Raw genomic sequence first — 455 nt, 5'->3', positions numbered from 1 at the left:
GACCACATAGAGAGCTCCAACGCTTCAAAATACGGGAGATATTCCCTTGCGGGAATGGAAAAGCTGGAAGCCGCGACCCATCAGTCCGCCCACGGGGGGTACGACAACACCTATGCCAACATCGATCCAAACAGGGTCCTTCCCCTCGATATGATGAGGGAACTGGAAAAGGACCTGGGCTTTCAGCAGTACGCCTGGTATTACTCCACCGTGGGAAACGGGACCTCGGTGGACAGCGCCCAGAAGTTCGCGAAGGAGATTGCCGTAGATCTCGTCCGGGACGGCGTTGCGGCGGTCATCCTCACTTCCACGTGAGGGACCTGCACTCGTTGCGGGGCAACGATAGCAAAAGAGATAGAGCGGGCCGGAATCCCGGTGGCCCACATCTGCTCCATCATCACCATCTCACAGACCGTGGGGGCAAACAGGATCATACCGGCCATCGCCATCCCCCA

Annotated in this window: 1 protein-coding gene; it reads left to right on the top strand. The window is 58.2% G+C overall.

Features of this window, described 5'->3' with window-relative positions:
- On the top strand, positions 1 to 455 hold a 455-nt coding region (locus GTN70_11875; protein NIO17657.1), incomplete at both ends, for a glycine/betaine/sarcosine/D-proline family reductase selenoprotein B.

This window comes from Deltaproteobacteria bacterium (genome assembly GCA_011773515.1).
Lineage (GTDB): Bacteria > Desulfobacterota > Deferrimicrobia > J040 > J040 > WVXK01.
This window is presented reverse-complemented; position numbering and strand designations above follow the sequence as displayed.